Annotated in this window: 18 protein-coding genes; 1 reads left to right on the top strand and 17 read right to left on the bottom strand. The window is 42.8% G+C overall.

Annotated elements, in window-relative coordinates:
- Positions 1-88: 88 nt before the first annotated feature.
- The 8 genes from Q1L34_RS08275 to Q1L34_RS08240 form a co-directional block, all read right to left on the bottom strand.
- On the bottom strand, positions 89-1,096 hold the full coding sequence (locus Q1L34_RS08275; RefSeq protein WP_044023510.1) for an acyltransferase family protein: 1,008 nt from the start codon (positions 1,094-1,096) through the stop codon (positions 89-91).
- A 348-nt stretch (positions 1,097-1,444) separates the two neighbouring features.
- Entirely contained in the window at positions 1,445-2,749 is a 1,305-nt protein-coding gene (locus Q1L34_RS08270) for a glycosyltransferase family 2 protein (protein ID WP_327204449.1), read from the bottom strand.
- 121 nt (positions 2,750-2,870) lie between these two features.
- Complete coding sequence (locus Q1L34_RS08265; RefSeq protein ID WP_023157139.1) at positions 2,871-4,016, bottom strand: glycosyltransferase family 4 protein; 1,146 nt, start codon at positions 4,014-4,016, stop codon at positions 2,871-2,873.
- Positions 4,017-4,907, bottom strand: coding sequence for a glycosyltransferase (locus Q1L34_RS08260; RefSeq protein WP_204111652.1), 891 nt, complete (start codon positions 4,905-4,907; stop codon positions 4,017-4,019).
- Entirely contained in the window at positions 4,904-6,058 is a 1,155-nt protein-coding gene (gene glf, locus Q1L34_RS08255) for a UDP-galactopyranose mutase (protein WP_044352105.1), read from the bottom strand. Before glf ends, Q1L34_RS08260 begins: the two co-directional genes overlap by 4 nt.
- Positions 6,059-6,076: 18 nt before the next feature.
- Positions 6,077-7,969 carry a DUF4422 domain-containing protein gene (locus Q1L34_RS08250; protein WP_327204448.1) on the bottom strand — a complete coding sequence of 631 codons (1,893 nt, stop codon included), beginning with the start codon at positions 7,967-7,969 and terminating at the stop codon, positions 6,077-6,079.
- Positions 7,970-7,983: 14 nt separating this feature from the next.
- The gene (rfbB, locus tag Q1L34_RS08245; RefSeq protein WP_000433876.1) at positions 7,984-8,724 is read right to left on the bottom strand and encodes an O-antigen export ABC transporter ATP-binding protein RfbB; all 741 of its coding nucleotides are present in this window, start codon (positions 8,722-8,724) and stop codon (positions 7,984-7,986) included.
- Complete coding sequence (locus tag Q1L34_RS08240; RefSeq protein WP_015583927.1) at positions 8,724-9,491, bottom strand: ABC transporter permease; 768 nt, start codon at positions 9,489-9,491, stop codon at positions 8,724-8,726. Before Q1L34_RS08240 ends, rfbB (Q1L34_RS08245) begins: the two co-directional genes overlap by 1 nt.
- A gap of 1,383 nt (positions 9,492-10,874) precedes the next feature.
- Here Q1L34_RS08240 and Q1L34_RS08235 point away from each other — a divergent pair.
- Positions 10,875-11,879, top strand: a complete 1,005-nt coding sequence (locus tag Q1L34_RS08235) for an NAD-dependent epimerase (protein ID WP_015583926.1) — start codon at positions 10,875-10,877, stop codon at positions 11,877-11,879.
- Positions 11,880-12,266: 387 nt separating this feature from the next.
- On the opposite strand, the gene ugd is transcribed toward Q1L34_RS08235, so the two are convergent.
- From ugd to Q1L34_RS08190, 9 genes are all read right to left on the bottom strand, one after another.
- Positions 12,267-13,433 carry a UDP-glucose 6-dehydrogenase gene (ugd, locus tag Q1L34_RS08230; RefSeq protein WP_192226439.1) on the bottom strand — a complete coding sequence of 389 codons (1,167 nt, stop codon included), beginning with the start codon at positions 13,431-13,433 and terminating at the stop codon, positions 12,267-12,269.
- 175 nt (positions 13,434-13,608) lie between these two features.
- Complete coding sequence (gene rfbC / locus Q1L34_RS08225) at positions 13,609-14,163, bottom strand: dTDP-4-dehydrorhamnose 3,5-epimerase (RefSeq protein WP_104895833.1); 555 nt, start codon at positions 14,161-14,163, stop codon at positions 13,609-13,611.
- Positions 14,164-14,174: 11 nt separating this feature from the next.
- The gene (gene rfbD, locus Q1L34_RS08220; RefSeq protein ID WP_104895834.1) at positions 14,175-15,065 is read right to left on the bottom strand and encodes a dTDP-4-dehydrorhamnose reductase; all 891 of its coding nucleotides are present in this window, start codon (positions 15,063-15,065) and stop codon (positions 14,175-14,177) included.
- 32 nt (positions 15,066-15,097) lie between these two features.
- Positions 15,098-15,967, bottom strand: a complete 870-nt coding sequence (gene rfbA, locus Q1L34_RS08215) for a glucose-1-phosphate thymidylyltransferase RfbA (RefSeq protein ID WP_180862537.1) — start codon at positions 15,965-15,967, stop codon at positions 15,098-15,100.
- Between the two features lie 38 nt (positions 15,968-16,005).
- On the bottom strand, positions 16,006-17,070 hold the full coding sequence (gene rfbB / locus Q1L34_RS08210) for a dTDP-glucose 4,6-dehydratase (RefSeq protein WP_180862536.1): 1,065 nt from the start codon (positions 17,068-17,070) through the stop codon (positions 16,006-16,008).
- A 216-nt stretch (positions 17,071-17,286) separates the two neighbouring features.
- Positions 17,287-18,693 carry an NADP-dependent phosphogluconate dehydrogenase gene (gnd, locus tag Q1L34_RS08205; protein ID WP_180862535.1) on the bottom strand — a complete coding sequence of 469 codons (1,407 nt, stop codon included), beginning with the start codon at positions 18,691-18,693 and terminating at the stop codon, positions 17,287-17,289.
- Between the two features lie 321 nt (positions 18,694-19,014).
- Positions 19,015-20,388, bottom strand: a complete 1,374-nt coding sequence (gene cpsG / locus Q1L34_RS08200; protein ID WP_180862534.1) for a phosphomannomutase CpsG — start codon at positions 20,386-20,388, stop codon at positions 19,015-19,017.
- Between the two features lie 19 nt (positions 20,389-20,407).
- Positions 20,408-21,826: a mannose-1-phosphate guanylyltransferase/mannose-6-phosphate isomerase gene (locus Q1L34_RS08195; RefSeq protein WP_180862533.1), complete on the bottom strand. Its 1,419-nt coding sequence runs from the start codon at positions 21,824-21,826 to the stop codon at positions 20,408-20,410.
- 46 nt (positions 21,827-21,872) lie between these two features.
- Positions 21,873-23,237 carry a tail spike protein gene (locus Q1L34_RS08190; RefSeq protein WP_180862532.1) on the bottom strand — a complete coding sequence of 455 codons (1,365 nt, stop codon included), beginning with the start codon at positions 23,235-23,237 and terminating at the stop codon, positions 21,873-21,875.
- Positions 23,238-23,294: the final 57 nt, after the last annotated feature.

Raw genomic sequence — 23,294 nt, 5'->3', positions numbered from 1 at the left:
TTCCCCCTCCCCTTTTAAGGGTCGCAACGCTACTCCGGCGACAGCGCACTAATCAGTCAACTACCGTTCAATAAAATCCAAACCATAATCAACTTATTTTGGCAATCTGACGCTTTAATGCCCGATAGAGAGGATAATCGATAAATCGGGCATAAATATAGGCAATGAATATTGAGGCAAATGCCGCTAATGATATCGATACCCAGGCATTCTCAGCGTCAAAAATGAATCCGGATACGATAACCAGCTCATGCAATAAATATAAAGGGAAACTAATATAACCGAGAAATAAGAATAAATTTGAAGTGAAAACTCTCTTTATTAGTTGATTATCCGGAAGGTGATCGATAAATAGCATCGGGATAAATGCAACGAATAAAAAGTAATCCAGTCGGCTATGGTTCATAGCATATACGCCAACGATCGATACGACAGCCGCTGCGGTAATAAAAAATGCCATAAATTTTTCTTTCATCAGACACTTAAAATACTCTGTCTGTGATAAAGAAAAAAACAATGAACCAATCAGCATTGACAGCATTGCTGTCAGCATTGATGGGGGTATCCCTGATGGATGTTTATGCCACAGGAAAATAAAAAACAAACCTGCAACAACAGCGCGAGTCATATTTCCTAATCGCGTAAAGATCAGAGGAATTAAAAGCGATACCCAGAATTCAATACTGATACTCCACGATGGTTCATTGACCAACTTGAAGTCATGCCAATAAAGACCATGAAGAAATAATATATTTTTTAATATCACGCTAATAGAAAAAACATCCGGGCTGGAAACGTAGCCGCCATGGTGCGCATTATAGTAATAAATGGCTACCATCAGCATCGTCGACAGAAAATGAAGCGGCCATAATCGGGCAAATCGTGTAAGAACGTATTTGAAAAAGTTTCCTGATGCGTGGGCATAGGTTAGAACAAAGCCGCTCATGATGAAAAAATATACCACACACAGATAGGCACCGCTAAATGGTCTGACTTGCGGCCAACCCATAAAGCTGCCAAACATATGGCTGAGCATGACCATACCCGCCAATATCCCACGAGTGCCATCAATGGCATCAAATCTGTTAACAGACAATCTACACCCCATATTCCAATGAGTAAAACTACATTCTTTTAGAAGAAAGAATTTATTAGTAATAAAAAGAATAGCTATCAATATTCAAAGGTGATTGCTGCCCAATAGGAAAAATTTTAAAGGCAGGAAGTCACAAAAAACACAAGTACACACATCGAAATTTTACTGCCCCCAGTAAAACTCGACAAAAAATCTATTACTCTCTAGCTAATAAATCATTAATCTAACAGGAATAGAGACTCGCAAATCATGTGACCACGAGCTCTTTTATTTAACGAAAAAACATCTTTATTGAAAATAACAAGATCACTGACAAAGAAGTGAAACTTGCTTAACTTCTTTTTGAAATTATTTAAAAAAACGTCTTACCACTCGTAGCGGCTTAGTCAACTTCCAGGATAAAGAAGAGATTAAATTTTTGTGATGCTGATAAATTTCATTGAACTCTTGCTGTTTGATAGTCATTTCATGATGCATATCATTATTTTTGTCGGTTAACTGACGAATATTCTGTTCCTGTTCAGTTACCCGCTCTTCAATCTCATGCAATTGATTATGCAATATCGCATTTTCATCCTTTTGCTCGGCGAATGAGTGGGTAAGCGTCTCAACTTCTTGCTGTAATGCGGAGCTCCTGGCCTGGAAAAACTCAAGTTCCTTCAGAACCCGATCTTTAAGTGAGAATAGGTACTCTTCAGCTGACAGCGTGGTGATCCTATGATGGGCGGCGGCGATAAATTCATCATAAAAATCATCACTCTTTGCATCCAGCGCAACAACGAACTCTTTCACTTGCTGATAAAACGGGTGAAATGCCGGACCAGAAATCGTGTTTAAATGCCACTCAAGGAACACGACAACATAGTTTTTATAATCTCTGAGACGGTGTTCCATCATCCCCTGCTGACAGATAAACGCTTTAAGAGCCACCAATGCTTCAACAGCACAGCGGTGCGACTCTGCACGCGTGGCGGATAGGGATTCACTACGGTTGATGGTATGAGAAATTAACGTTTCATTTAAGACCGAAATTCTGTTCGCCATGAGCATAAATGCGCAGACGAAGAAAAGATCGTTGGTCGTCCTGATTTCCTGAAAGCGAAGCTGATGACTAGTAATAAATTGACGCCTGAGAAGCTTGTCCCATGGCCACCAGACAAAGGTGCGGAAAAAGTCAGAGGGAATATCCTGGGATGAAAAAAACTTGAGATCAGGTAACAGCTCCTGGCGCACTGACCACGGCATCGGAGCATAAACCTGCAAGGCGGGATCAAAAGACTGGCTGCGACAGATAACGACATCCGCTTGTATATCGCTAGCACGTGCGTACATGCGCTCCAACATCATGTTATCGGCATAATCGTCGTCATCAAGAAAAATAACGTACTCACCGGTAGCAGCATCCAACCCGATGTTTCTTGAGCCTCCCCCACCAAGATTTGTCGTGTTGTTAATGACTCTAATTCGTGAATCAGTTTCAGCCAGCGCCGAGACAATCTCTAAGGTATTATCGTCAGAACAATCGTTGACAATAATGATTTCAATATCATTTAATGTTTGCGACAAAATAGTGCTCAATGTGTCGGAAATATATCCCGCCGCATTGTGTACAGGGATAATAACGGAAACAGCTATACTCTTTTTTTCAGACATGCAATCACCTTGACGCTTAGCTTATAAACGCAATTATATTTATTTATGGGTAGCGTTTAATTTGTAGGTTGCCAGTTTATTAAGAATGGGTAAGATGAAAGCGACTGAGCTTCATCAAAAATTACTCTTCAACAACATCACGATATGTTTTTAATGTTTTATTAATGATCATCACGCTCGAGAATTTATCTTGAATGCGCTTTCTGCCATTGATACCCATTGCGACGCGTGTTTCTGGGTTATCCAACAGGAAACCGAGTTTCTCCGCTAATTCCTCGACAGATTTACTTTTTACAATCAACCCATTATCGTTATTGATAATTAAGCTATCACAGCCACCAACATCATAAGCGATACAAGCGCGCCCGACAGAGGAAGCTTCCAGCAAGATACGCGGTACGCCTTCGGCGTAGACCGACGGCAAAGCAACGATATTTGATTCTTCAATTAAATCAAATACATTAGAGCAATGACCGAGCCAGTTAATCACGCCTTCGCTTTGCCACTTCTGTATCGTCGCCAGCGGAATCGCGTCTTTATCATTCTCAACTAAAATACCGGCAACATTCAGCGTAAAGTGAATATTTTTATTACTCAGTATTTTTTTGGCTTCAATCAGGTCACCCAGTCCTTTACTCCACAGCATACGGCTGGCAAAAAGGACGACCGGAACATCACGCTGCTGCTCCAGAGAGTATTTGTAAATCTCTGGATTAATACCCGCGCCATCAATAACAATAGTCTGTTTGTAATCGATACCAACCAGATCGGCAAGTTTAGCTCTGTCTTTATCATGTTCGAACATAAACAAGCTGCATTTGTTACTGGCAATATACTTATATGCCATGACAGTAAAACTTCGCAGCAGCTTAAGACAGGCAGACTCTGCGGAAAATACTCGGCCCAAACCGACAAAACTCAGAATAACAGGACGATGGGTACTTTTAGCCAGAAAACCGCCGATCAAACAGGGCTTGATGGTAATGCAGTGCAACAAATCTGGATTGATGTTTTGAATAATTTTCCGAGCCTTAGAAAAGGCCCGAAAGAAAATCAAAACGTTGAATGATTGGGCGACAAGTGGAATGTTATGGCAAACAAAACCTAATGTCCTGAATTTTTCCGCTATTTTATCATCGACAAAATGGCTAATAATGTGAATCTCATAACCGGCATCTCGGGCGGCAATTGCACGATCGGTCCAATGCAAATCAAAATACCAATCCGAATTTATGAAATAACACAGTTTTTTCATTGCTATGTCCACTTAGTGAAACTTACCGCTGATTCCTTTTACACCATGTACAATCCCACGGCATAAAAACTTTAGATATACCCATTTCCGGCGCTGCACAGGGAATATGGTGATATACTTACACAGGCGCAAAAGGATTGATGAACTACTAAAAATTTCCACTTCCGTGAATATTCTCTTAGCCAAAATCAAGTTCCGACAAAGATAATAAACCTTCCACTCTGGCGATATAACCTTTCCCTGAATACTCACGTCATGAGTAAAAACAAGTTCCGGTTGATAAGTGATTTTCTCGCCACTTAAAGTTAATTGATAACCAAAATAGAGATCATCAAAATAAAGGAAAAGTTCATCATAAATATGATGAAGGTGCTCATTCAAGACTTCACGCTTAATGATCATGCCAACAAATGAAACGGTTTGCACCAGCATTTTCTTATTATCTGGTACATATCGTTGGGGATATTTGATATATTGCAAGGTATCACTAAACGAGGTCGGGACTTTTGCAAATGGAACATTCATCGCACATGTCCGGCCCTGTAAATCTTTAACTAAAGCCGTAAAAACACGACAATCTTCTTTATTTATCGTCGCGAACTTATCAAGAATATCACTTTGCGGATAAGCATCATCGTCATAAAAGAAGACCCAATCGCTATCAACAGAACTGCATATATATTGACTACCGGCCTTAAACCCGCCGGCCCCCCCGTTATTACTGGCCAGATTTAAGACAATGACTCGGGGATCAGTGATTGTCTGCAGCCAGTCAGAGGTCCCATCCGTGGACCCATTATTGACAATAACGATAGAGGTAAAGTGCAGCTTAACAGTTTCAGCAACCGTCTTTTTAAGCTTCTCAAGACGGTTGAAAGTGACTATTAGTGCAGTATGTTTCATCGTACATCGGCCACAAATACAGGCATTGCTTCGTCGTTGGACAATGAAGACAGGTATTTATCGGCCGTTTTTAAGGCTTCTGCAATCGTTACATCCATATCAAGATAGCGATAAGTCCCTAAGCGTCCGACGAAAGTAATATTTTTCTCACCTTCCGCCAGTGATAGATATTTATCCAGCAGAGCCATCTCGCCCATCTGGCGGATTGGATAGTAAGGAATATCATTTTCACCGCAGGCGCGACTATATTCTTTGTAACATACGGAGCCTTCGTGGTTTTCCCACGGGGAAAAATATTTATGTTCCGTAATGCGCGTATACGGGACATCAACTGAGCAATAGTTCATGACCGCGCAGCCCTGGTAATCACCTTGCCAGGTAAATCGCTCAAAGTCCAGAGTACGGTAGCCAAGACGCCCATGCTGGTATGAATAGAAGGCGTCTAACGGCCCGCTATAAAATACATGATCATAACTTTCGCGATTTTCAGCCGCAAACTCACGCTGTAATTGCAGAGTGATATTTTCATGATCGGCGATCGCTTCAATCATATGGGTATAGCCTAACTTCGGCATGCCCTGGAATTTATGATTGAAATAATTATCGTCATAATTGAAACGCACAGGCAAACGTTTGAGTATAGATGCCGGAAGCTCGGAAGGCTGCATCCCCCACTGTTTTATGGTGTAGCCTTTGAAGAACGCTTCGTATAATTCTTTACCAATGAAGCGCAAGGCCTGCTCTTCAAAAGTCTTCGGTTCCAGAATGGAACTATCACCTTTTTCGCTAATGAGCGCGCGAGCTTCATCAGGAGAACAGGTTTTAGCAAAGAACTGATTAATAGTATGCAGATTAATCGGCAGTGAAAAAACCTGACCATTAACAGTAGCTTTTACTCTATTCACATAGGGCATCATTTCCGCATACTGATTGACATAGTTCCAGACGGTTTCATTATCCGTATGGAAAATATGCGGACCGTAGACATGAACCATGACATCAGTCTGAGGATCGCGAGTGTCATAAGAGTTTCCTCCAATGTGGTCCCGCTGATCGATGATTTTAACCTTGTGACCTTGTTCAGCAAGCTGGCGGGCAATGACCACACCTGAAAAACCAGCGCCGACGATGAGAATATTGTTACGCTTCATAATGTATCTCCAGTTGTATTAGCCAAGAATCGAACGGCGAACTTTATAATAATATTTGGTGAGCTTATTTCTTCTTGGCGAACCGACAGGAGCATATTTGTTAACATATGGCATTAAAGCTCTTTTAATCTTTGTCTGCAGTAACACGGTTTGCTGCAGTTCAGTATGTTGGTTAGGTACTACCGTGGCCACAGGTAACTGGCGATAGTAGATTTCTTTTTCCCATGGCGTATTTAAAACATTCTCAAGAAAATCATCATAGAAATCGACTTTCTCAGTATTCCATGGTTTGTTTTCACCCGCATAGTGAATCATTTTTGGATTTCTTCTGGCTTGTAAAAAGCGCATATAGGTTGAAAACTTAAGATTCGGGAAGAAATCATCGGTATTACCATTACCATGGTACACGTTCCATTCTAATGGTAAGAATTTGACTCTGCCAAAGAAGACTTTGTTCATGATATCCTGATCTAAGAACCAATACTTTTTGGCTTTCAATGCTGACATCAATTGAGCAAAGGTATTCTCTGTAACCATTTGTTCGACATTAAAAACAATAATCCCGGCCTGAAAATATTCGTCAGGATTAGTCATTCCTAATGTCTTTTTCAGGTATTGCTCTGCAGGCATAATGCCATCATCTGATTCTGACATGGTACCAAACTTCACAAACCCTTCCATGACGATGTCTTTAACAGCGGCAACCAGGTTAGTGCCGATCTCGACATCCAGAAGTGTCGCCAAATCAGCCTTCACCACGGTGTCAGAATCGATAAACACAACTTTTTTATACTCGCGGAAAAGTTGCGGGATGAACAAGCGCGCATAGGTCGACGCACTAAAATGTGCACGGGTATGAACATCACTCATCTCAGTGAATGAATTCACATCAAAAAAGCGCAATGATATGTTGTTATGACCAGCAACTAGCTTGATAAGGCGTTGTTTATTTAAATGACTGACCTTATTTTCCAGAACAACGATATCATAGTTTCTGTTCGCATCAGAATGGCGAACAATTGAATTGATTAATGCCCCGCCACTTAATGCATAGTTATTATCAAAACTAATAACCACCGGTACGCTTTCGTCAAAAACGGGCTTTAATTTACCATTAAATGTTTCAGCAGTAACAAACGTGCGCTGTAGTTCTTTTATTTTTAGCTGTTTATCTTGTTGACAGTTGATGATATAGATATTGAATAAACGCTCAGCAATGTGTCCTATAACTCGTTTTTCTTGAGCGTTGTAGTTATTCATCGAAATCCGATCTTCAAGATTAGACAAAATAGCAAAAAGCCATTCAGAATAATCCAGGAACATGTCTTTGCGCATAACAAACATGTTCGTATAATAACCATCAGTTGCATTATTGAATTGTTGAATCGCAGCTTTATATTGTGGATACAGCTCTTCAACGACATCCAGGGCAGACTGATAGTCTTTAATGTGTAAAAACTCACCTTTTGCATAATGATCAAGGTTATTCTTACTTCCTGCCGATGTTACCGACCATTTTTTGGGTAACAGCAGATCATATCCATCGACGCAGGTGCTTATGGATTCATCACTTAATCCAAACTGGCTTTCGTATTCGGCATTGATGAGCGGGTAGTTGACCACCCCCCAGTTATCCTCAGGATGATTTTGTTGTTCTGCAAAGTTCAAGTGTCTGCGGTAATGCATGAATCCCACATAGTCAGCCAGAGATTCATTCTTCCACACCCAGTAGTGGGCCGTCAGCTCACAATAGAAGGGGTTTTTAAAGGAAATGTTGTCTCCGCTATCATCCCCTTCACAGCCAATATCATTATAAGTATTAGCCTTCCCGACATGCAGTGGTTTAATAATAGAGGCATTTAGAAAAGCACTGGGTTTGTGGTGACATGTATAAATTTTGATACTATTCATCTTATTACCAATTATTAAGCCATTGCTTGCTTGTAAAGTTCAATGATTCTCTCTGCTGAGCCAATTTCGCGGAGTTTATGGTTTTCGATCCAAACAACTCTGTCACAGATTTTTTCAACATCACTCATATTGTGGCTAACGAATAATATCGTTACACCCTTATTTTTGAAGTCTCGTATTGTTTGTATACATTTGGCCTGGAACGAAATGTCACCGACAGCAAGTACCTCATCGATAATAAGTATATCGGGTTCTACCTGGCTGATGACAGAGAATCCAAGCTTCGCAAGCATACCACTTGAGTACACGCGAATAGGTTCGTCAATGAAATCACCCAGCTCGGAGAACTCAATTATCCGATCCATCCGTTGCTGAACCTCTTTGCGGCGTAGCCCAAGCAGGGTCGCATTGAGATAAATATTTTCTCGCCCGGTTAATTCAGGGTGAAAACCGCCGCCTAGCTCAAGCATTGAGGCAACGCGCCCCTGGGTTGTAACAGTGCCTTTTGTTGGCTTAATGACGCCGGCCACCAGCCCGAGGGAGGTACTTTTCCCTGCGCCGTTACGACCAATCAGCGCTACGGCCTCGCCTTTACCCACGGTGAAGGTAATGTCTTCGATCGCAAGATATTTACGCCCTTTTAACAGCTGAAAAGCTCTTTTAGGGTGAAATACGAGATCCTTAATTCCTGAGCCAATATGGTGGTAAAGAGGATACTCTTTCGTAACGTGACTAAAGTTTATTACTGGTTCCATTACAAAATCTCTGCAAATCGATATTTTAATTTATTAAAAATACTCAGGCCCACAATTGTCAGGACTAAACCTGTAATGTAAAGGATTGAAATATATTCATAATTTAAGACGCCATCCATGAACAGCTGCCGCCAGCTGAGGATCATGCTTGCCAGAGGATTATAGGTAATAATCCAGCTAAATTTTTCAGGAATCATATCTGACGCATATAATATCGGCGTGCAATAAAACATGAGCATGATACCAAGGCTGACAAATCGCTCTAAATCCCTGAAGAACAGATTGAGCGTAGAAAATATGATTGAAATACCAAATGTAAAAATTACCTGACCAAGCGCAATAATTGGTACGCCCCAGAGCCATGAGAGCGATGGACGCATACCATACACGAACAGGAATGCAATAATCACAGGAATTGTACACAAGAAATGTAACCCTTCCATCATGACATTACTCAATGGAATAACTGAGCGCGGAAAAACTGTTTTTTTGATTATTTGTGCATTGGCTATAAACGAAAACAAGGAATTTGTCGCCGAGCTGGCAAACCACTGCCACGGAAATAAACCGGTAATCAAGAAAAGGGTATAATTCGGGATCTGCACTCGCATAACGAGTTTAAAAATGAAATAATATATCATTGCAAAAAGCAGTGGATTCGCAATTGACCATAAGTAACCAAATACGCTGCTTTTATAACGTACCTTTAAATCTTTGTTTGTTATAACAACAAGAAGATCAAACAAATACCCTATATTATACTTCATTTTTATACTCATAAATTATTCTACAAAAAATTCCGTACGTAATATGTATCAAACAGAATTATCGATAAGATCTGCTGTGCTCGAGAGACGAACAGCTATTCCCATAAACAAAGACCAATTGTAACATTATTTTGCACAAGCAATATGTAAACAATCTTTCCTGAGCATTAGCACTCCGGAATCGGAGATGATCGCTAACCTCAGTAACCGCTGAATGAAAATGTGATTCTCGTGGAAGACACATAAACCATCCTTTAAGATTGTAAATAAAATGTTAAATCGAACAATGAGTTTATTCTAAAATTCAGACACGCTACCGCCATTGGCTATCGCAACCAAAATGCGGACTCCCCTCTCTAAAGTGTCTGTCTTACCCGGTCTTACCGTAACGAAGAGGATACGCTCGTCGTTAGCTCCACGAGCATTACCGGCGCAGCATTCATGAAGCCACAAACAGCCTAGTCAGCGTTCGGCAAAAAAGCTAAAAACCAACGGATATCTGTACTCAGCGCCCCTCTCCGGACTCACATCCATCGCTACACCGCAACAAATGCACCGCTACTCTCCTCAGTTTATGGCATCCTATCCATCAGGACTTTCTCATTTCACCCTTGAAACCAACAAAAAGCGTCACTCTCGGCAGTATGACTTCAACAGCCATGTAGCTGGGCGCTCCGCATCTCTACATGAGTCAGGCAGAGTATTAAGTTCGCGGGCAGGCAGCGGCAACACCACCAGGATAACGTCCTTCCTCACCCTCTCTTGCATAAAAGTGAATTTGACTTTTCTTCAAAAGTGGTCAAATCCGAGCGTCGTAGGGTACGTTTGTTGCGCATTATCAATAATGCATCCGTAGGATGTGAATTACGCGCGCATTATAGCTCTGGTCTGGAAGAATAAAAATGAAAAAGCATGACCAATCCATTCAGCCAAAAAATACACAGTTACTGCACATTATTCGAACACTTCAGCGCACCCACTTAACAATATGATTATAAAAGAAAAAATAGATTTCATTACTATCATTACAATAGTAATACTGACTGATTATTGAGGAATTGTTCGGAAAATATATAAAAAGAAACAATATTGACCAGACTCAGCCTTTCCGCTGCTTTGCTTGCGAGGCGAACAGAGTACGGTAACTATCAAAGAACAGCAGTAACAATTATTCAGCTAACTTATTTTCATGTAATAATGATTATCATTTGCGAACTTACCCTAAAATCTTCAGCACTCACCTGGACCCGGGAAGTGTGCAACCCTGCGCTTTCTACGGTACCCGCTTATATCCTGCAACGGTAAAGCAGATGATCCCGAAGGCAAGCCAGTGTAAAATCGACAAATATATATAGCGGGGAACACCGAACCCGGAGGATGAATATGAAGTTTTTAGTCACTGGAGCCGCAGGATTTATCGGCTTTCATGCAAGTCAGCGCCTTCTGGAGGCGGGTCATGAGGTTGTTGGCATCGACAACATGAACGATTACTACGATGTCAATCTCAAGCAGTCTCGCCTGGATCTTTTACAGTCCCCTCGGTTCAGTTTTTACAAAATCGATCTTGCCGATCGCGAAGGCATGGCGCAAATTTTTGCTACTGAGAAGTTTGATCGGGTGATCCATCTGGCAGCGCAGGCTGGCGTGCGTTATTCGCTGGAAAATCCGCATGCCTATGCCGATGCTAACCTGATTGGTTATCTGAACATTCTGGAAGGCTGCCGACACAACAAAGTACAACATTTGCTGTATGCCTCTTCCAGTTCAGTGTATGGCCTGAACCGCAAGATGCCGTTCTCCACGGATGATTCGGTCGATCACCCGGTGTCACTGTATGCGGCAACCAAAAAAGCCAATGAACTGATGGCGCATACCTACTCTCATCTCTATGGCATCCCCACCACCGGCTTACGTTTCTTCACCGTGTATGGCCCGTGGGGGCGTCCGGATATGGCCCTGTTCAAATTCACTAAGGCGATGCTGGAAGGTAAGAGCATTGACGTCTACAACTACGGCAAGATGAAGCGTGATTTCACCTACATCGATGACATCGTAGAAGCGATTGTCCGCGTGCAGGATGTCATTCCGCAGGCAGATCCTGAATGGACCGTAGAAAACGGCTCACCGGCCACCAGTTCAGCCCCTTATCGAATCTATAATATCGGCAACAGCTCGCCGGTGGAGTTGATGGACTACATCACCGCTCTGGAAGAAGCGATGGGGATGGAAGCTGAGAAAAACATGATGCCGATCCAGCCGGGCGATGTCCTGGAAACCAGCGCCGATACCAAGCCACTGTATGATCTGGTTGGCTTTAAACCGCAGACATCCGTTAAGGATGGCGTGAAGAAATTCGTGGAGTGGTACAAGGCGTATTACAACGCCTGAGTGGTTACCTGATTCTTTCTGAACCGCAATCGCAGGGTTGCGGTTTTTTTGTTCCCGCGTTTTACAGAAGCTTTGATGAGCCTCTGCTTTGGTCGGAACTCATGCTTGATTAGTGCCCAAGCCCTGAGTACAAAAACAAAAAAAGCCCGCATAGCAGGCTTCTTTTCCCTTCCGGCGCTTATCTCCGGCATCTACATCTCAGTGACGGTAGCTCTTCACAAGGTATGATTTAACATATCTGACCACCGTAAGCCGGGCAATGGTTTTAGCATAAAATTACAGACTGCATCACACTACCGAGGTCGTCGTTATGGAAAATTTGTAAAAGCGGAGGCAAGGGAGAGATCAGACCAGCGGCAGCACCGCTGGCACTCAGGATCGAAAGGGCTAATCGTTGCCAAAGAGATCGCGGGTATAAACCTTATCCGCAACATCAGCCAGCTCTTCCGCCATACGGTTAGAAATGATGACATCAGCTTCTTGCTTAAAGGCATCCAGATCGCGAACGACGCGGGAATTAAAGAATTCATCTTCTTGCATCACCGGTTCGTAAATAATAACCGGGATACCTTTGGCTTTAATACGCTTCATAATCCCTTGGATTGAAGAGGCGCGGAAGTTATCTGAGCCGCTCTTCATGATCAGACGATAAACCCCAACCACTTTCGGTTTACGCGCAAGGATAGAGTCGGCAATAAAGTCTTTACGGGTACGGTTAGCATCTACAATAGCGCCAATGATATTGTTTGGCACCGATTCGTAGTTCGCCAGCAGCTGTTTAGTATCTTTCGGCAGGCAGTATCCACCGTAACCGAATGACGGGTTGTTATAGTGATTGCCGATCCGCGGGTCCAGGCACACGCCTTCAATAATCTGCTTGCTGTTGAGACCCTGGCTTTCCGCATAGCTATCCAGCTCATTAAAATAAGCGACACGCAGAGCAAGGTAGGTATTGGCAAACAGCTTGATCGCCTCCGCTTCGGTCGAGTCGGTAAACAGCGTCGGGATATCCTGCTTGATAGCCCCCTCTTTCAGCAAACTGGCAAAACGCTCTGCCCGCTCCGAACGTTCACCGATGACGATACGAGAAGGATGCAGATTGTCATACAGCGCACGACCTTCGCGCAGAAACTCCGGGGAGAAGATGACATTGTCGATGCCCAGACGCTCTTTGATATCACGGGTGAAACCGACCGGAATGGTCGATTTAATGATCATGACGGCGTTGGGGTTAATCTCAGTGACATCACGAATAACGGCTTCAACCGTTGAGGTATTGAAGTAGTTAGTTTTCGGATCGTAGTCAGTCGGTGTGGCGATAATGACATAGTCAGCATTGCGATATGCATCTTGTTTGTCAGTTGTCGCACGAAAATTCAGCGGTTTTTCGTTCAGGTATTCCTGAATCTCTTTATCGACAATCGGTGATATCTTCTGGTTCAGCTTATCAACTTTAGATTGTACGATATCCAGCGCAACCACTTCGTGGTTCTGCGCAATCAGGATGCCATTCGATAAGCCAACATAACCGGTACCGGAAATAGTAATTTTCATTCGATCACACTTTAATCAGTTAACTGGACGGCGGTATCTTAACCACCCTGTAATCAACATCTCCGGCGGTTGTACTCTTTGAGAAGATAAGTGTCAAGAAAGGTACAAAATGGTGCTCTTAAAAAGGCCCGGATTGGGCCTTTTCAGGAAGCATAAATAACGAACAATGGAATATTTAGTTATATACTTCAGCGGTCGCCAAAGTATGGGCTAGCATATCTTTCTCAGACAAAGAAAGCGTGCAACCGTCCAGTTCAGGCCACTCAATGCCAATGTCAGGGTCATTCCAGAGAATGCTGCGCTCTGACTGTGGCGCGTAGTAGTTGGTCGCTTTATAGACAAACTGCACCGTCTCACTCAGCGCCATAAAACCATGCGCAAACCCTTCCGGGATCCACAACTGACGTTTATTCTCTGCGCTGAGCACCGCCCCAACCCATTTGCCAAAGGTTGGAGATGAACGACGGATATCCACCGCCACATCAAAAACCTCACCTTCCACGCAGCGCACCAGTTTACCCTGCGAGTGCGGATCCAGCTGATAGTGCAGGCCCCGCAGCACTCCCTTCTGCGACTGCGAATGGTTATCCTGTACAAACTCAACATGACGACCGACCGCCTCATCAAACACCTTACTACTGAAGCTTTCAAAGAAAAAACCACGCGCATCACCGAACACGCGAGGCTCAAAAATCAGTACGTCAGGAATGTCTGTTTTAATAATATTCATCTTGTATGCCCTTACTTGCCTGAGACTTCAACGACAACACGCTTAACACCCTGACGCCAGTCCGGGAGCGTGACACCAAATACGCGCTGGAATTTTTCATTAGACAGGCGGGAATTCAGCGGACGTTTTGCCGGCGTTGGATAAGCCGTTGTCGGGATCCCGTTAACCTCTTTGATAGCAAGCTGCACGCCGTTTGCTCGCGCCACATCAAAGACAAAGCAGGCATAGTCATACCAGCTGGTTTCACCGCTGGCCACCAGATGGTAGGTTCCGGCAACCGCGTTATTACGCAACGCTTCGCGGATGGCGATGGCGGTGCAGTCCGCCAGCAGCTCTGCCCCGGTCGGCGCACCGTGCTGATCGTTAATGATCGATAGCGTCTCTTTCTCACCCGCCAGACGCAGCATGGTTTTGGCAAAGTTCGCCCCACGGGTCGCGTACACCCAGCTGGTGCGGAAAATAAGATGACGGGGATTTGCCTGCTCCAGCGCAATTTCTCCGGCGCGTTTGGTCTCGCCATAGACGTTCAGCGGCCCGGTGGCCTCCTCTTCCTGACGATAGTGGCTCCCCTCCCCGTCGAACACATAATCGGTGGAGTAATGCACTATCAGGGCCCCCAGTTTCGCTGACTCTTCCGCCAGTACTGCCACACCCTTATCGTTCAACAGGTCAGATAGCTCACGCTCGCTTTCAGCTTTATCTACCGCAGTGTGGGCCGCCGCATTGACAATGACATCCGGTTTTACCTGACGAACAGTTTGTGCAATGCCTTCCAGATTCGTTAAATCACCGCATAATTCTTTATCGAAGTAATCAACGGCGACCACCTCACCCAGCGTCGACAGCGAACGCTGCAGCTCCCAGCCAACCTGGCCATTTTTACCAATCAGTAAAATTTTCATTATTAAATACCTTGTATATGATCGGCAGGCGATTAACGTTCGTTAAGCAGGCGTTTCAGATAAGCGCCATATTCGGTTTTCTTCAGCCGTTCAGCCTGGGCCGCAACTCCTTCGGCACCCAGCCAGTCATTGCGGTAAGCAATCTCTTCCAGACAGGCCACCTTCATGCCCTGGCGCTTCTCAATAGTGTGAATAAACTGCGAAGCCTCAATCAGGCTGTCATGAGTACCGGTATCGAGCCAGGCAAAACCACGGCCCAGCAGTTCAACCTGCAGATCGCCACGATCCAGATACATCTGGTTCAGGGTGGTGATTTCCAGCTCGCCACGCTCAGACGGCTTCACCTCTTTCGCCATTTCCACAACATTGTTGTCGTAGAAATAGAGTCCAGTGACTGCCCAGTCTGATTTTGGTTTTAGCGGCTTTTCTTCAATCGACAATGCCCGGAAGTCCTCATCAAACTCCACCACGCCAAAACGCTCCGGATCAAGAACCTGATAACCAAATACGGTTGCGCCTGACGTTTTGCTGGCTGCTGCTTCCAGCTTTTTACCAAAACTCTGACCGAAATAAATATTGTCGCCCAGCACTAACGCACAGGAATCATTGCCGATAAATTTCTCACCGATAATAAAAGCCTGCGCCAGACCATCCGGAGAAGGCTGAATAGCATAGCTGAAGTTAACCCCAAACTGCGAACCATCGCCCAGCAGGCGCTGAAATGCTGGCATATCTTCCGGCGTGGTGATGATCAGAATATCGCGGATCCCCGATAACATCAGCACAGACACCGGATAATAAATCATCGGCTTATCGTAAATCGGCAGAAGCTGTTTAGAGACACCCTGGGTAATCGGGTACAGACGCGTACCGGAGCCACCGGCCAGAACAATACCTTTCATTTGTCAGTTTCCTTAATGAGTGAGCCAAGCCAGGACAATTAGTTATTCAGACCAAGACGTTCACCGGCATAGGAGCCGTCCAGCACACGCTGCCACCAGTTCTGATTGGTCAGATACCAGTGAACCGTTTTTTCAATTCCGCTTTCAAAAGTTTCTTGCGGAACCCAGCCCAGGTCGCGCTGAATTTTTGCCGCATCGATCGCGTAACGCAGATCATGGCCCGGACGATCTTTCACAAAGGTGATGAGATCGGCAAACTGGCTGATGTTGCCCGGCTTCTGTTCCACCACTTTATCGAGAATCGCGCAGATAGTACGTACTACATCAATATTCTTACGCTCGTTATGACCGCCGATATTATATGTTTCACCGCTCTCACCCTGTGTTGCGACTTTATAGAGCGCACGCGCGTGATCTTCCACATAGAGCCAGTCACGAATCTGTTCGCCATTGCCATACACCGGCAGCGGTTTACCCGCCAGCGCATTGAGAATGGTCAGCGGGATCAGTTTTTCCGGGAAGTGATACGGGCCATAGTTATTGGAGCAGTTGGTCACCACTACCGGCAGACCGTAGGTACGGTTCCAGGCACGCACCAGGTGATCGCTACCGGCCTTGGAGGCAGAGTACGGGCTGCTTGGCGCATACGGCGTTTCTTCCGTAAACAGGTCATCAGTGCCGTGCAGGTCACCATAAACTTCATCAGTAGAGATATGGTGGAAACGGAACGCCTGCTTCTGCGCGGCATCCAGAGTAGAATAATAGTGACGTGCCGCCTCCAGCAGGGTAAAGGTGCCGATCAGGTTAGTCTGAATAAAGGCCGCCGGACCATCAATTGAGCGGTCAACATGGCTTTCTGCCGCCAAGTGCATCACGATATCCGGGTGGAAATCGCTGAACTGCTCCGAGACGGATTTAGCATCGGTGATATCAGTTTGAGTAAAGGAGTAACGTTCGCTATCGGCAACCGTCGCCAGAGATTCAAGATTCCCCGCATAAGTCAGGCAATCCATCACGCGTACTTCGTCCTGGGTATTTTCAATAATATGACGCACAACTGCAGAACCAATAAACCCCGCGCCGCCAGTGACAAGGATCTTCATATTTGACTTACCTTAAATGTTATATTCAACTGAAGAATTCAGCTTATCAGTAATAAATGAAAAGTATGTTCTTCAATTAAAGAAGGCGTATATAAAAAATGATAAAGAGGATATATTTACAAGAGAAAAAATAGAAATAGCTCTTCGAAATGACAATTATTAAAATCAATAATCACAAAAAACCCGGAAGTTTATTCCCGGGTTTGCGAAATTATTTTACTCAATCCATTCGGTGTGGAAAACACCTTCTTTATCGGTACGCTTATACGTATGGGCACCGAAATAGTCACGCTGAGCCTGGATCAGGTTAGCCGGCAGGACTGCAGAGCGATAGCTGTCGTAGTAGGCAATGGCAGCAGAGAATGTCGGAACCGGGATACCGTTCTGAACAGCATAAGCCACGACATCACGCAGCGCTTGCTGGTATTCATCAGCAATCTGTTTGAAGTACGGTGCCAGCAGCAGGTTAGCAATGCTTGCATTCTGCTCGTAAGCATCAGTGATCTTCTGCAGGAACTGCGCACGAATGATACAACCTGCACGGAAGATTTTGGCAATCTCACCGTAGTTCAGATCCCAGTTGTATTCATCCGATGCAGCACGCAGTTGGGAGAAGCCTTGAGCATAAGAAACGATCTTGCCCAGATACAGAGCGCGACGAACTTTCTCTACAAACTCAGCCTTGTCACCTGCTGGTTGAGCTTCTGGCCCCGTCAGGACTTTAGAAGCAGCAACACGCTGATCTTTCAGAGAAGAGATGTAACGAGCGAAAACGGACTCGGTAATCAGGGACAGCGGTTCGCCCAGATCCAGTGAACTCTGGCTGGTCCATTTACCGGTACCTTTGTTGGCTGCTTCATCAAGGATCACATCAACCAGGTATTTACCTTCTTCATCTTTTTTAGTGAAGATGTCTTTGGTGATATCGATCAGATAACTGCTGAGCTCACCTACATTCCATTCGGTAAAGGTTGCCGCCAGTTCTTCATTAGAAAGCGCCAGACCACCTTTTAGTAAAGCATAGGCTTCAGCAATCAACTGCATGTCGCCATACTCGATACCGTTGTGGACCATTTTGACATAGTGACCCGCACCGTCAGCACCGATATAGGCGACACATGGTTCACCATCCTCAGCACGAGCAGCAATCTGCTCGAGAATTGGCGCTACCAGTTCATAGGCTTCTTTCTGCCCACCAGGCATGATAGAAGGGCCTTTCAGTGCACCCTCTTCACCACCAGAAACACCGGTACCGATAAAGTTGAAACCTTCGGCAGACAGCTCACGGTTACGACGGATAGTGTCCTGGAAGAAGGTGTTGCCCCCATCAATGATGATGTCGCCTTTGTCCAGATATGGCTTAAGAGAATCGATCGCGCTATCAGTGCCAGCGCCTGCTTTCACCATCAACAGGATGCGGCGTGGAGTTTCAAGGGATTCAACAAACTCTTTAACGGTATAATATGGGACCAGTTTCTTGCCTGGATTTTCGGCAATCACTTCTTCGGTCTTATCACGGGAGCGGTTGAAAACAGAGACGGTATAACCACGGCTTTCGATGTTGAGCGCAAGGTTGCGCCCCATCACTGCCATACCGACAACCCCGATCTGTTGCTTGGACATTACATACTCCTGTCTGGTGTGGTCACTGCGACACGCTCGCAGCTTAAATGTGATGATTATGTTAGCTCAAAGATGATCCGTCGCATAGCGTAAAGTAAGTTCACGACAGATATGGGTTCTAATCATCTCATCAGTTTCTTATTAGCCGATAAAACCATCTTGAACACAAAAAACACATAAAGATTAAAATATATTTAATGGAGAACACAGAAGGTTTAAAAACTCACCAAAACAAAAACTCAAAAAATATAGCGCAACAAACATTTATTCACACTAATAAAGCAACACATTTAGCTCGAAATTACAGAACATCCAAATTTATTACTCCCGAAGAAGTAACAATATTTCCTTAGTTTTTTCCTCCATGAGTTTTACATCAGCTCTAGATTCAACATTTAATCTTACCACCGGTTCTGTATTAGAAGTTCTAAGATTAAACCTCCAATCCTTAAACTCGAGGCCAATCCCGTCTGTTTTATCTATATATTCAGCTTCAGAACAATATTTTTCAAGAATACGATCGATTGATTTTATAGGATCGACCAAAGAGCTATTTATCTCGCCAGAGGCAGGGTAGGCTGTTAATCTTTCATTAACTAATTGTCCTAACGACTGTTTTTTCACACAAAGTAACTCTGCTACAAGTAGCCAAGGAATCATACCGCTGTCGCAATAAGAAAAATCGCGGAAATAATGATGCGCACTCATTTCCCCTCCATAGATTGCATCCTCCGAGCGCATTCTCTCCTTAATAAAAGCATGTCCAGTTTTAGATAAAATGCCTACTCCTCCAGACTTATCAATAATATCTATTGTATTCCAAGTCAATCTAGGGTCATAAATAATTCGTGATCCAGGCTGCTTTTCTAGAAATGCCTCAGCTAGCAAACCGACAATATAATAGCCCTCTATAAATCGGCCGTTCTCATCAAACAAAAAACAACGATCGAAATCGCCGTCAAATGCGATGCCCATATCAGCACCATATTCAATAACTGCATTGGCTGTATCTTGACGACATTCTGGAAGTAAAGGATTGGGTATGCCATTTGGAAAGTTACCATCAGGCTCATGGTGTATCTTAACAAATTTAACTGGAATATTTAATTCATTAAATCTTTTTTCAATTTCATCAATAACATGTCCAGCAGCACCGTTACCAGAATTCACAACTAGTTTTAGATGCTTATCAAAATTACCTACCCGAATAAATTCGAATAATTTATCAACATACTCATGAAGCACCGAAATAGCCTTATAACTACCTCTTTTGGTGGCTACTGGAACAGGAAAAATATTTTGTTCTGCTAATCGTCGAATCTCAAAAAGACCAGTATCCCCACTGATCGGTTTTGAATCTTCACGAACCAGCTTCATCCCATTATAATTTTTTGGATTATGGCTCGCTGTAATCTCAACACCGCCATCAATCTTTAAAAAACTAGTTGCAAAATATATTTCTTCAGTGCCTGAAAGGCCAATATCTAATACATCGACACCTGAATCCTGTAAACCCTGAGCCACGGCAAGTTTTAGAGATTCACTAGTAAGACGAATATCTCCGCCTACAACAACTTTCTTTGGTTTCAAATACTCACCAAATGCACGACCTATACGATATGCAATATCATCATTAAGTTCATCGCCTAATTTTCCGCGGATATCGTAGGCTTTAAAACAAGTCAAATTTGTCATTATAACTAATCCTTAATAATCAGAATTCATAGTGGTCTTTAATACGAATGATATCATCATCACCCAAATAAGAACCAGACTGCACTTCGAGAAGAACCAAAGGGATTTTCCCGGGGTTCTCCAGCATGTGCTGAACGCCAACAGGAATAAAAGTCGATTGATTTTCAGTTAGAAATAATATTTCATCACCTAGAGTAACTTGAGCGGTCCCAGATAAGATAATCCAATGCTCAGTACGATGATGATGAATTTGTAGAGAGAATTTTCCACCAGGTTTAACTGTAACTTTATTTATATGATATTTAGGAGTTAATATGAGATTATCACGATGGCCCCAAGGATTATATGACTCTCTGTGTAGCTTATATTCCCTTCGAGAATTTTTCTTTAAATATTCAACTATCTTTTTGACGTCTTGAACCTGAGATTTATCAATTACAAGAACAGCATCCTTGGTACTAACTATAGCAAGATTATTCACGCCAACTGCAGCAACGAACTGATTCTCAGTATTAATATAACAATCTAGTGCATTTTTAGTATATATATCACCGGTCAGGGCATTCCCGTCTTCATCCTTTCTATCAACTTCCCAGAGAGCATTCCAAGAACCCACGTCATTCCAACCGGCATTAAGCGGAACTACAATGGCAGACTCGGTTTTCTCCATAACGGCATAGTCAATTGATTCATCAGGACAAGCAGTAAACGCATCTTTATCAATTCGAATGAAATTTTCTAAAGAATCAGGGTTAAGTCCCGCAATTGCATCCTGGCAAGCATTTAAAATATCTGGACGAAAAATGGATAGTTCTTCAAGAAAACGTTTGGCTTTAAAAAGAAACATACCACTATTCCAGTAGTACTCACCGCTAGCAAAATACTCATTAGCAATTTCCAAGCATGGTTTTTCAACAAAGCGTTTAACTTTAAATACGGAGGAAGACTCTATATCTAATGCATCACCACGATGGATATACCCATACCCTGTTTCTGGGCCTGTAGGTACAATACCAAAAGTTACAAGTTTTCCAGTTTCAGCATAAGGCAAAGCGCTACATATAGAATTGTGAAAGGCGACTTTGTCTTCTATGACGTGATCAGCAGCAAGAACAAGCAATATAGGGTCATCGCCTTTACTTATAGCATTTAATGCTGCAATAGTGATAGCTGGTGCAGTATTTCTAGCAACAGGCTCCAGAATGATATTATTTGAAAGTTTACCAATTTGACGAAGTTGCTCTGCAGCAAGGAAGCGATGTTGTTCATTGCAAATAACAAGTGGTTCTTGGATATTCAATCCATCTAAACGTGAGACAGTCTCCTGTAGCATCGACTGTTGACCATATAGCTTTAAGAATTGCTTAGGATATAGCTCTCTAGATAAAGGCCATAAGCGACTTCCTGTACCACCAGCCATTACTATTGGAATGATCATGAATTCTCCTAGTCCTAATATAAACCTTAATCAACAATATATATGATTATTTTGCAGACTCAACCATCGATTTCAATTGTGAATTTATACTTCTGTTTTTTACAGAAGATCGAGGTGCATATATTGCGTATCCGTTATTAATTTTATTTGATGTTATAACGCTTAACTCATTGACTGAGTTTTCATTTGGTATATTGATTTGATGAACACCAGTTGAAATATTAAGCAAATTGCAGTCAACTATATCTATAGTTGAGATTTTGTTATTAATGCCATTGATAAAAAATCCGTCTTTAAAACATTTAACAGCTTTCAAATTTGTAATGTCAGAGAATTGTCCATCAATAAAGAAACCAGTACCCCTGCAATTTATTGCCGTAAGCCTACTTATCTTATGTGCAACTGGGAGATAATGCCAAGGATACTGTTGTAAACTAAAGTCCATCATTCTTGGCCTTATTGGCCCATAATCAGAGGAAAAATCGAAACCATCATAGACCGTTTGCTCTGATTGTATTGAGTCAAAAATTAAATTGTAACACCTCGCTGAGACAGAATTAATCTCATTTTGATAGGTTTTTACACCCGACTCTCCACATCGAAATAGTTTAACCCCGCCCCAAACCCCAGCATTGGGTCCTTTATTACGAATAAAAGTTATTCCAGAATAAGAGCCATAAGAAATCTCACCACCAATTACTTTATTACCATATCCATAAGTTGGAGATGAAATATTATTAAAGACAATAGTTCCATACTCCCCTTTTCCCCCAGACATAATTTTTGGACTTACAACCGTACAATTATTACAATTATAGAATTCGAATAAAGCGAAAACACCTTCGGGATTTATTATTACAACGTCATTTGAATCTTTAACTATTATTCCCGATGAGATATTTTGAGTTTTCTGTTCCTGAGTTAATAAATCATAAATATCATGGTCATTGATAGTCGGTTGATAATAACCGGGAGAGAATGTTTTTGTTAATGTGTGCAAGATCTCATCAGGATCAGTAAGCCAATTATTATCTTTCCACCTTGATATAACCCATGGCGAGTTAATTGTTGTAAATGATGCGTTTTTAATATATGAATTTTTGCCCAGAGAACTAAATATCAAAAAAGGAGTATCGCACTTGATTGTCGAGGATAAGAATACTAATTTTATGGTTGAATAATTAAAGTCATACTCTAATTTTTCTTTCAATTCAACATCAATATCTATATAGCATTCTTCTGATGTAATTTTTGCATATGTTAAAAATTTCGTAAATGCATCTGCATCAGCGCCATAAAATGAAAGATAGTTTTTACCTGTAATATGATTAGTTGAAGCTAGCAATTTTTTCGGAAAAGCTAAAGAAAGAAAAAATAGTTTTAAGACAAACCTTCTATCTTTCGACATCATAGAATATGACCTTGTGCTAAATTATACCCAAGTATAACTACTTGGGTAAGTGCATAT

The sequence above is a fragment of the Klebsiella ornithinolytica genome (assembly GCF_030505655.1).
Taxonomy (GTDB): Bacteria; Pseudomonadota; Gammaproteobacteria; order Enterobacterales; family Enterobacteriaceae; genus Klebsiella; species Klebsiella ornithinolytica.
This window is presented reverse-complemented; position numbering and strand designations above follow the sequence as displayed.

What these genes read in the sequence shown, in the direction of transcription:
- cpsG (WP_180862534.1), bottom strand. Translation starts at nt 20,388, where the DNA reads ATGACAAATTTGACTTGTTTTAAAGCCTACGATATCCGCGGAAAATTA.
- rfbC (WP_104895833.1), bottom strand. Translation starts at nt 14,163, where the DNA reads ATGAATATTATTAAAACAGACATTCCTGACGTACTGATTTTTGAGCCT.
- Q1L34_RS08260 (WP_204111652.1), bottom strand. Translation starts at nt 4,907, where the DNA reads ATGAAACATACTGCACTAATAGTCACTTTCAACCGTCTTGAGAAGCTT.
- glf (WP_044352105.1), bottom strand. Translation starts at nt 6,058, where the DNA reads ATGAAGCGTAACAATATTCTCATCGTCGGCGCTGGTTTTTCAGGTGTG.
- gnd (WP_180862535.1), bottom strand. Translation starts at nt 18,693, where the DNA reads ATGTCCAAGCAACAGATCGGGGTTGTCGGTATGGCAGTGATGGGGCGC.
- Q1L34_RS08250 (WP_327204448.1), bottom strand. Translation starts at nt 7,969, where the DNA reads ATGAATAGTATCAAAATTTATACATGTCACCACAAACCCAGTGCTTTT.
- Q1L34_RS08235 (WP_015583926.1), top strand. Translation starts at nt 10,875, where the DNA reads ATGAAGTTTTTAGTCACTGGAGCCGCAGGATTTATCGGCTTTCATGCA.
- Q1L34_RS08190 (WP_180862532.1), bottom strand. Translation starts at nt 23,237, where the DNA reads ATGATGTCGAAAGATAGAAGGTTTGTCTTAAAACTATTTTTTCTTTCT.
- Q1L34_RS08195 (WP_180862533.1), bottom strand. Translation starts at nt 21,826, where the DNA reads ATGATCATTCCAATAGTAATGGCTGGTGGTACAGGAAGTCGCTTATGG.
- rfbB (WP_000433876.1), bottom strand. Translation starts at nt 8,724, where the DNA reads ATGGAACCAGTAATAAACTTTAGTCACGTTACGAAAGAGTATCCTCTT.
- Q1L34_RS08240 (WP_015583927.1), bottom strand. Translation starts at nt 9,491, where the DNA reads ATGAAGTATAATATAGGGTATTTGTTTGATCTTCTTGTTGTTATAACA.
- rfbA (WP_180862537.1), bottom strand. Translation starts at nt 15,967, where the DNA reads ATGAAAGGTATTGTTCTGGCCGGTGGCTCCGGTACGCGTCTGTACCCG.
- ugd (WP_192226439.1), bottom strand. Translation starts at nt 13,433, where the DNA reads ATGAAAATTACTATTTCCGGTACCGGTTATGTTGGCTTATCGAATGGC.
- rfbB (WP_180862536.1), bottom strand. Translation starts at nt 17,070, where the DNA reads ATGAAGATCCTTGTCACTGGCGGCGCGGGGTTTATTGGTTCTGCAGTT.
- Q1L34_RS08270 (WP_327204449.1), bottom strand. Translation starts at nt 2,749, where the DNA reads ATGTCTGAAAAAAAGAGTATAGCTGTTTCCGTTATTATCCCTGTACAC.
- rfbD (WP_104895834.1), bottom strand. Translation starts at nt 15,065, where the DNA reads ATGAAAATTTTACTGATTGGTAAAAATGGCCAGGTTGGCTGGGAGCTG.